Below are 8,313 nucleotides of genomic sequence, written 5' to 3'. Positions count from 1 at the left end.
CAGGCACCGACAAGCTCAGAGCCCCGCCGCCACCAACCCAGGCGCCACCCAATCACTCACCTGAAACGACTTGCGAATCAACTTCTCCCTGGACGCCAGGTCCACCGCATCCTGCAATTTTCCAAGGAACACCGGGTCGAGTGTGGAGGGGAAAACTTCGCTGAGTTTCTGGTCTTTCAAATCATTGGTGAGGATCACCGGCGGGTAACTGGCCAGCCCTGATACCAGCGCTATGTACGCCTGTTTGTTGTTGTCATCGGTCAACCACTGCACCGCTTGCTGCTGGGCCTTGAGCAACGTGGCCACGGCGTCTGGGTGTTCATCGACGAATTTGGAGCTGCCCACCAGCACGGCCTGGATGCTGCCGGCATCGCCCAGGTCCTTGGTGGTCAGCGGTATCTCTGCCAAACCCTTGGCCTGCAACGCCGTCAGAGTGGAACCGCCCCAGGTGGCGTCAATCTGCTTGGCCGCCAGGGCGGCAGCGGCCGCGTTGAAGTCCAGGTTGATCACCTTAAGGTCCTTCTCGCTCAAGCCCTGGCTGGCCAAAGCGCTGTCGAACGACAACTGGCTGGCCGTGCCACGGAACACCGCCACGCGCTTGCCCTTGAGGTCTTGCAGGGTCTTGATGCCGGAGCCCGGCACCACGCCGAGGTAGTGTTTCACTCCCCGTGCAGAGGCGCTGAGCAGCCGCGTGTCAAGGCCATTGGAGCGGCCGATGATCGCTGCCAGGTCGCCCAGATAGGCCAGGTCCACCTGGCCGTTGGCGAACGCTTCATTGATCACCGGGCCGGCGCCCTTGAAGTAATTCCATTGGATCTTGATGCCTTGGTCGGCAAAGGCTTTTTCAAAGATCTGCTGTTCACGCAACACGTCGGTGATGCCACCGCCGCTGTGCTGGCTGCCGGCACTGAGGTCGGGCACTGCGATGCGGATTTCCTTGAGGTCGGCGGCATGCACCAACCCGGCCAGGGCGGTGCCGGCGAACAGGCTGATCAGACGTTTAAAGGGCAGTTTCATAGCGCAGCTCCTGGTGGGCGACGGTCGCCTGGGGAGCAAAAAGTAGGCACAGACTGAACAAAACTTTAAATACTATAAATTCACAATTTAATAGCTTTTAGAAATATGCAAGCTAACCCGCAGCCTCCAGAGGCATATGCATAAACAGCATCGAAAATATTCTTCGAATGCATTGGATGCGTGGCGGCGTGAGGCTTTAAATGACTTTTCTTATCTCACAATCATCTTGATCACGCTTTTGTAAGATCGAAATCACATAACGCATTCGGAGGTCTTCCATGGCCCGGATTTCACTTCTGGGCCTGCCGCTGGCGGCCCCGCCCAAAGGCATCGCGCCGCGCTGGCCGCAGCTGGGCCAGCGTTTATTGCCGTGGCTGCTGCCGCTCACACTGTTTGCCTTATGGTGGCTGGCCAGCCGCAATCATTGGATGAGCGAGCAGATTCTGCCCACTCCCGCCCTGGTGTGGAGCAGCGCGGTGGAGTTGGCCGGCGGCGAGTTATGGAGCCATCTGGCCATCAGCTTGCAGCGCTTGTTCTGGGGCCTGCTGGCCGGTGTCAGTGGCGGCGCGATACTGGGCGCGTTCCTGGGTTTCAGTGCGCGCGCCGAGCGCTTGGTGTTCCCGACGTTCAGCGCGCTGGCGCAAGTGCCGACCCTCGCCTGGATCCCGCTGTTCATGGTGTTTTTCGGCATTGGCGAAACCCTCAAGCTGGTGGTGCTGGTCAAGGCCATCGTGGTGCCCGTGACCCTGCATACCCTGGTAGGCGTTCGCGACGCCCAGCCCAACCTGCGCGAAGCCGCCCGTGTACTGCGCCTGCCTGGCCACTTGCTGATCCGCCGTCTGGTCCTGCCCGCCGCACTGCCTGCGTTCATGGCCGGTGTACGCCTGGCCCTGGCGGCGGGCTGGACCTCCCTGCTGGCCGTGGAGCTGCTGGCCTCCAGCGAAGGCATCGGTTACCTGATGGTGTGGGCGCGCCAGTTGTTCATGCTCGATATCGTCTTCGTGTGCATCGTGGTCATTGGCGTGCTGGGTGTGGTGATGGACCGCGGCATCGGCTGGCTGGACCGCAAGTGGGTGCACTGGCCCCATCCGGCCACTGCGCAGATTCGACGCGGGCCACGCTACGAAGGCTGGCAGCGCTTGCAACCCTGGCTGTTGCCGCTGCTGCTATTGGCGTTATGGCAAGTAGCGACTCAGCAGGATTGGGTCGATCCAAACATTCTGATCAGCCCCTGGGCGGTGCTGCAAACCAGCGTGGCGGGCGTGCTGGATGGCAGCCTGACTACGGCGCTGGGCAAAAGCCTTGGCCGGGCCCTGGCCGGGTTGCTGCTGGGCGGTAGCCTGGGCTTTGCCATGGGCCTGTGGCTGGGGCTGTCGCGGCGCAGTGAGCGGCTACTTGGCCCCACTTTGTCCGCGCTGCGCCAGATCGCGATTTTCGCCTGGGTGCCGCTGCTCACCGCCTGGTTCGGCCTGGGTGAACTGGCCAAGTGGGTGTTTATCGCCCTCGCCGCCTTCTTCCCGTTGTTTATTGCCACCCAGCGCAGCGTGCTCAACTTGTCGCCCCAGCTGCGCGAAGCCGCGCAGGTGCTGCGCCTGAACCTCTGGCAACGCTTGCGCCGCCTGGTACTGCCGGGCGCCGCGTCGGGGATTTTCGCCGGCCTGCGCCTGAGCCTGATCTACGCCTGGATGGGCACCCTCGGCGCCGAATATTTCATGCCCTCAGATGGCGGCATCGGCAGCCTGATGATCGGCGCCCAACAGTTGCTGCGCATGGATTTGATCATGAGCGGCATGCTGCTGGTCGGCCTCACCGGCGCCGCTCTGAACCTGATCGGCCAACGCATCGAAACCCGTGCCACCCGCTGGAGACACGCATGAACGCACCGATTGTCAGCTTCAACCACGTGGGGAAGTCCTTCGACGTCGATGGCTTCGAACTGGAAGCCATCCGTGAATTCAACCTGGAGGTGGCCGAAGGGGAGTTTGTTGCGATTGTCGGCTCCAGTGGATGCGGGAAATCCACACTGCTGCGCTTGCTGGTGGGCTTGGATACGCAGTTTCGCGGCGAGATCCAGGTCGATGGCAAAGCCGTCAGCGGGATCGGCGGCGAACGCGGCATTGTGTTCCAGGAGCACCGCCTGTTCCCGTGGCTGACTGTGGCGCAAAACATCGGCCTGGGCCTGGTCAACGAGCCCCTGAACGAGGCCGAGCGCAACCGTCGCATCAGCGACTTTATCGAACTGGTGGGCCTCACCGACTTCACTCGCGCCTACCCCCACCAACTCTCCGGCGGCATGGCGCAACGGGTGGCGATTGCCCGCGGCCTGGTGGCCAGCCCGCGCATCCTGTTGCTGGACGAACCCTTCGGCGCCCTGGATGCACTGACGCGTCAGCAGATGCAGGACGAACTGCTGGCGATTCGTGCCCGCGCCAGGATCACCACGGTACTGGTGACCCACGATGTGGAAGAGGCGATTTTCCTCGCCGATCGCGTGGTGGTGATGGAGCCGCGTCCGGGGCGAATCAAGCAGGTAGTCGAGATCGCCCTGCCTCATCCGCGCCAGCGCAGCAGTTTTGAATTCCACCAGCTACGCGAAGAGCTGTTGCACGAATTAACCAGCGACGGCCATTACCAACCGCCGGTGCGCGAACAGATCCGCGACCTGCCATTGGCGTTCATTGCTTGCTGAGAGAGAGCTCAGTGCGCGGGTGTTCCTGAGGCTCCAGGCGATTGGCTCGCGCAAACGTGCCCAAATCATTGAAGCGCACCCCCATCTCGGCCATGACCTTGTGCGCCACCTTGGCGGTCATCTGGCGGATGTAGAACGGTTCTTTCACCACAAAGTGATGGATGCCGTGGGTGCTGCCGAAGTTGAAGCAGAACGCCTGCAACGGCCACAGCCACCAAGGGTTCAGCACTTGGGTTTGCTGCATCACATTGCCCAGTTCCACATCGCCGTAGTAATGCATGTTGGAGCTGACAAAGTGCAGGCAGAAGGTGCGCAACACGTTCGGGCCGATGATCACCACCGCAGCGATATCGATCACCTGCATCACCTGCAAGGTACCGGCTGACCACTGAATGGGCGCGCCCATCAAACTGGCAATCCCATTGGCGGCATGAAAGCCCAGGAAGACGTACCACGCGCCCCAATGCAGCAAGGCCAGCGGTGCGTACACCAGCAGCACGCGCTTGAGGATGCTGAACCTGTGCGGCCAGGTCTTGGCGCGCAACAGGCGGATCAAGGCCGACATCATGTTGTCCCCCACCATCAGCAACCGTGCGATGCCCCAGGGTTCGCCATTGGTGATCGCGCGCTCTTCCATGTCGGCTTCGGTGCCCGAGACCTTGTGATGGTTGAGGTGCAGGTGCCGGCGTATCCATGGGTTGATGGTGCTTGGCCGCGCCAGCCATACCAGGCCCATCATCAGGTTGTGGGGCACGCGTTGCTTGCGAAAGTACATGCTGTGGATCAGGTCGTGTTCCAGCTCGTGGGTGAGCGAGGCGAAGAAGGCATTGAGCAGCAGACACACCCACCAGGCCATATGACCGCTGATATAGAGCGCTGCCGAGCCGAACATGCCCAGCAGGGCAAAGGCCAGGATGCCTGCGCCCAGCGCGTCCTGATGCAACAACCAGGGGTGCCGCTGGCGCAAGCGCACGCCTTCGGCCATCACCACCTCGCGGATATGCGCCGAACGCTGTTGTGCGTTCAACGGCTGGGGGCTTGCAGAAGTACCGTCCATGCTTCCATTCTCTTGTGAAGTGATGCCTGCATCCTGCACCTAACCCTAGCGCAGGGCGCTAGCCGCGCACGCCAATCTGTTGACCACAAGCGCCAATTGCCATGACCGAACCCACTTCCCTCGCCAGCTGGACCCGTGCCCTGCGCAAGCAGCTCGACGCCCTGGGCCTCGACAGCGCCGCGCTGTGCGCCGAGGCCGGGCTCGACCCGCAGCAGATGGACGACCCCAACGCCCGCTACCGGTTGTCGGCCACCACGCGCCTATGGGCGCTGGCGGTACAGGCCAGTGGCGACCCGGCGATTGGGCTGCGGGTGTCGCGGTTTGTCAGCCCCACCACCTTTCATGCGCTGGGTTACGCATTGGTGGCCAGCGGCAGCTTGCGCGAGGTGTTCGAGCGCATCGTGCGCTATCACCAGGTGGTCAGTGATGCCTTGGACCTGGAGCTGAGCCGCCACGGCGACGTCTACCGTTTTCGCCTGCTCCAACCCCCAGGCAGCCCTGCGCCCGCGCCGGAAGCGATTGATGCCTTTGCGGCGATCTACGTGCGCACGTGTCGCAACCGCCTGGGTCGCGACTATGCGCCGTTGGCCGTTTACCTGCGGCGCCCGGAACCCGCCGACCCCGAGCCGTGGCACAGGGTATTTCGCGCTCCGGTATGGTTTGCCGCCGACGAAGACCGCCTGGAATTCGCCGCCAGCGACTTCGACAGCCATCTGGACGACGCCAACCCGGAGCTGGCCGAACACAACGAAACCGTGCTCAAGCGCACCCTCGCCCAACTGCAACCGCTGACCTGGGAACGCAAGGTGCGCGCCGCCATCGAGGCGCAATTGCCAGACGGCGAGCCAAGCGCCGAACACATTGCTCAAGCGCTGCATTTGAGCCTGCGCAGCTTGCAGCGGCATCTGGCCGATGAAGGGTGTCGGTTTGACGCCTTGCTCAATGAGTGCCGGCAAAACCTGGCGTTATTGCACCTGCGCGACCCGCAGTGCTCATTGGCCGAGATCAGCCATTTGCTGGGGTTTGCCGATACCAGCAGTTTCAATCGTGCGTTCAAGCGCTGGACGGGGATGACGCCGGGGCAGTTTCGCGACGGGTTGCAGTAGGAAGGGCCTCATCGCAGGCAAACCAGCTCCCACAGGGGAATGGGGTTCACATCATGTGGGAGCTGGCTTGCCTGCGATGAGGCCAGTACAAACACCACAAATCCCTGAGTTTGATTACAAACCTGTCATCCAATTGTGCGGCTTTTGTCCGCGTCCGCTGGTTACCGTGACGGCCTGCTTTCTGGAGCCCTCACTATGTACCGCACTGCCTTGTTCCTGAGCCTCGCCGTGGCCACCGTCGCCCAGGCGGCGCCACAATTACCACGCCATGCCGAGCTGGATCTGCACACCGCTCGCCAACTGGCCGACGCCAGCCTGGCCCACTGCACCGCTGCGCTGACCGTACTCGACCGCGGTGGCAACCTGTTGCTGGGCCTGCGCGCTGACGGTGTCGGCCCGCACAACAGCCTCGCCAGCCAACGCAAGGCGTACACGGCGCTGTCGACAAAAACCCCGACCCGGCTGTTTGCCGAACGGGCGCGTAATAACCCCGAAGCCGCCAACCTCAACAGCTTGCCCGAGCTGCTGTTGCTCGGCGGTGGCGTGCCGCTGTTTGCCGACGCCGAACTGGTCGGTGCCCTAGGCATCGCCGGTGCCGGTGGCGCCGCGCAGGATGAAGCCTGCGCCGTACAGGCCGCCGAGCAACTGGGCCTGAAAATCACCCCTTGATTCCACTTCCCTCAAAAGGACTTCGCGATGAAAACCTTGAGCATGACCCTCGCCGCACTGAGCCTGAGCGGCCTGTGCAACCTGGCCCTGGCCGACGGCAACCCCCTGAGCGTGCACGTACTCAACCTGGAAAACGGCCTGCCAAGCGCCGGGGTCAATGTCACCCTTGAACAGCATGTGGGCGATAAGTGGCAGTCGCTGTCTGAAGGTGTGACCAACCAGCAAGGCCGCATCGCCGAGCTGTTCCCGGCCAACCGCAGCATGCAGCCGGGCGAGTACCGCGTGGTGTTCAAGACCGGCGATTACTACAAGAAGGCTAACCGCGAGACGTTTTTCCCTGAGGTACCGGTGATATTCCAGGTCAAGCAGGCCGACCAGCACTACCACATCCCGCTGTTGCTCAGCCCTTACGGTTTCTCTACCTATCGCGGTTCATAGGCCCGCGGCCAGCCGCAGCCCATTGAGGTCGCGTATCTCGATGGCACCGTAACTCAAGCCGATAATGCCCTGTTGCTCCAGCGCCTTGAGCAGACTGTTGATGGTCTGGCGCGACAGGCCCAGCATCGCCGCCAGATCCTCCTGGGGCAGTTGCAGCACGCGGCGCGCCTGATCCACTTCGCCGTAGCCTTGGGCAATCATCAACAACCGATGGGCCAGCCGCTCTGAGGCGGGCATCAGGCTTGTCTGTTCGATATTGATCAACGACAGCCGCAGTTTATGGCTCATCAACAGCGCCATCTCCCGCCAGAACAGCGGATGCCGTTCGAGAATGCCGAGCATCGCCGACTGCGGCACCTGCAGCAGCCTGCAAGCACCCGTGGCCAAGGCATCGTGGGTGCGCGGCAAGTTGTCGAACAGGCAGATCTCGCCGAACCAGTAGGGCGTTTCCACCAGGCTCAACACCGCTTCCTTGCCCTGAGCACTGACCGCACTGATGCGCACCGTGCCTTCCAGCACCGCATACACGCCGCACGGCGGGTCACCGCGCTTGAACAGGTACTGCCCCGCCGTCAGCACACGCAACCGCGCCGCCCCCAGCAGGCTACGCTGCAAGTCTGGCGGCAAATGGCTGAACCAATGACCGCGAGCCAATTGCGCGTGCCATGTCCCTGTGTCCATGCGAACTCCGAAGATTGTCGCCCAGTTGACAGTTAGGCACCGACTGACAGGGCATGATCAAACATCCTACAGGAGGAACAACAATGAAAAGCCTCGTCGACCACCTCAGTCAATACGCCGCGTACCACCGCGACCCACGCAACATCGCCAGCCACTTCATCGGTATTCCGTTGATTGTGGTGGCCGTAGCCGTGCTGCTGTCGCGCCCCGAATGGTCGGTGGGCGGGCTGTGGCTATCACCTGCGGTGCTGTTGGCGCTGTTTTCGGCGTGGTTTTATCTGCGCCTGGAACTGGCCCTGGGCGTGTTGATGACTATGCTGATGGGCTTGTCGGTGTGGGCCGGGCATGTGCTGGCGGCGCAAAGCACGGCGGTGTGGCTGAGCAGCGGCGTGGGGATGTTTGTGGTGGGCTGGGTGATTCAGTTCATCGGGCATTACTACGAAGGCAGGAAGCCTGCGTTTGTGGACGATGTGTCCGGGCTGATCGTGGGGCCGTTGTTTGTGGTGGCGGAGTTGGCGTTTTTGCTGGGGTTGCGGCAGGACCTCAAGCGCCAGATTGAAGAGCGCTCTGGGCCGGTGGCGCGGCGCGGTCTTGATCGGTCCCATGCTCTGCGTGGGAATGCAGGCCAGGACGCTCCGCGTCCAAAAGCGTGACGC

At 62.5% G+C, this 8,313-nt stretch carries 9 protein-coding genes; 6 read left to right on the top strand and 3 right to left on the bottom strand.

Annotated elements, in window-relative coordinates; all coding sequences use genetic code 11:
* Positions 1-15: 15 nt before the first annotated feature.
* Positions 16-1,017 (bottom strand): ABC transporter substrate-binding protein, encoded by a 1,002-nt coding sequence (locus JFT58_RS29755; RefSeq protein WP_020302215.1) that lies wholly within the window; start codon positions 1,015-1,017, stop codon positions 16-18.
* A gap of 278 nt (positions 1,018-1,295) precedes the next feature.
* On the opposite strand from JFT58_RS29755, the gene JFT58_RS29750 reads away from it, so the two are divergent.
* On the top strand, positions 1,296-2,894 hold the full coding sequence (locus tag JFT58_RS29750) for an ABC transporter permease (RefSeq protein ID WP_054896684.1): 1,599 nt from the start codon (positions 1,296-1,298) through the stop codon (positions 2,892-2,894).
* Entirely contained in the window at positions 2,891-3,706 is an 816-nt protein-coding gene (locus tag JFT58_RS29745; protein ID WP_054896685.1) for an ABC transporter ATP-binding protein, read from the top strand. The genes JFT58_RS29750 and JFT58_RS29745 overlap by 4 nt, the downstream gene beginning before the upstream one ends.
* Here JFT58_RS29745 and JFT58_RS29740 read toward each other — a convergent pair.
* Positions 3,693-4,763 (bottom strand): fatty acid desaturase, encoded by a 1,071-nt coding sequence (locus tag JFT58_RS29740; RefSeq protein ID WP_054896686.1) that lies wholly within the window; start codon positions 4,761-4,763, stop codon positions 3,693-3,695. The genes JFT58_RS29745 and JFT58_RS29740 overlap by 14 nt on opposite strands.
* Positions 4,764-4,864: 101 nt before the next feature.
* Here JFT58_RS29740 and JFT58_RS29735 point away from each other — a divergent pair, with 101 nt between their 5' ends.
* The 3 genes from JFT58_RS29735 (at position 4,865) to uraH (ending at position 6,976) form a co-directional block, all read left to right on the top strand.
* Positions 4,865-5,869, top strand: a complete 1,005-nt coding sequence (locus JFT58_RS29735) for an AraC family transcriptional regulator (protein ID WP_054896687.1) — start codon at positions 4,865-4,867, stop codon at positions 5,867-5,869.
* A gap of 195 nt (positions 5,870-6,064) precedes the next feature.
* Complete coding sequence (locus JFT58_RS29730; protein WP_034125453.1) at positions 6,065-6,538, top strand: GlcG/HbpS family heme-binding protein; 474 nt, start codon at positions 6,065-6,067, stop codon at positions 6,536-6,538.
* A gap of 27 nt (positions 6,539-6,565) precedes the next feature.
* Positions 6,566-6,976, top strand: coding sequence for a hydroxyisourate hydrolase (gene uraH, locus JFT58_RS29725; protein WP_014716425.1), 411 nt, complete (start codon positions 6,566-6,568; stop codon positions 6,974-6,976).
* Here uraH and JFT58_RS29720 read toward each other — a convergent pair.
* Positions 6,971-7,657, bottom strand: a complete 687-nt coding sequence (locus JFT58_RS29720; RefSeq protein WP_054896688.1) for a Crp/Fnr family transcriptional regulator — start codon at positions 7,655-7,657, stop codon at positions 6,971-6,973. The genes uraH and JFT58_RS29720 overlap by 6 nt on opposite strands.
* An 83-nt stretch (positions 7,658-7,740) precedes the next feature.
* Between JFT58_RS29720 and JFT58_RS29715 the strand changes: the two genes are divergently transcribed.
* Positions 7,741-8,310 carry an Mpo1 family 2-hydroxy fatty acid dioxygenase gene (locus JFT58_RS29715; protein WP_054896689.1) on the top strand — a complete coding sequence of 190 codons (570 nt, stop codon included), beginning with the start codon at positions 7,741-7,743 and terminating at the stop codon, positions 8,308-8,310.
* Positions 8,311-8,313: the final 3 nt, after the last annotated feature.

This window comes from Pseudomonas sp. MF6767 (assembly GCF_016405475.1).
Lineage (GTDB): Bacteria > Pseudomonadota > Gammaproteobacteria > Pseudomonadales > Pseudomonadaceae > Aquipseudomonas > Aquipseudomonas paracarnis.
The sequence above is the reverse complement of the archived record's forward strand: the minus strand, read 5'-3'. Positions and strand labels throughout refer to the sequence as shown.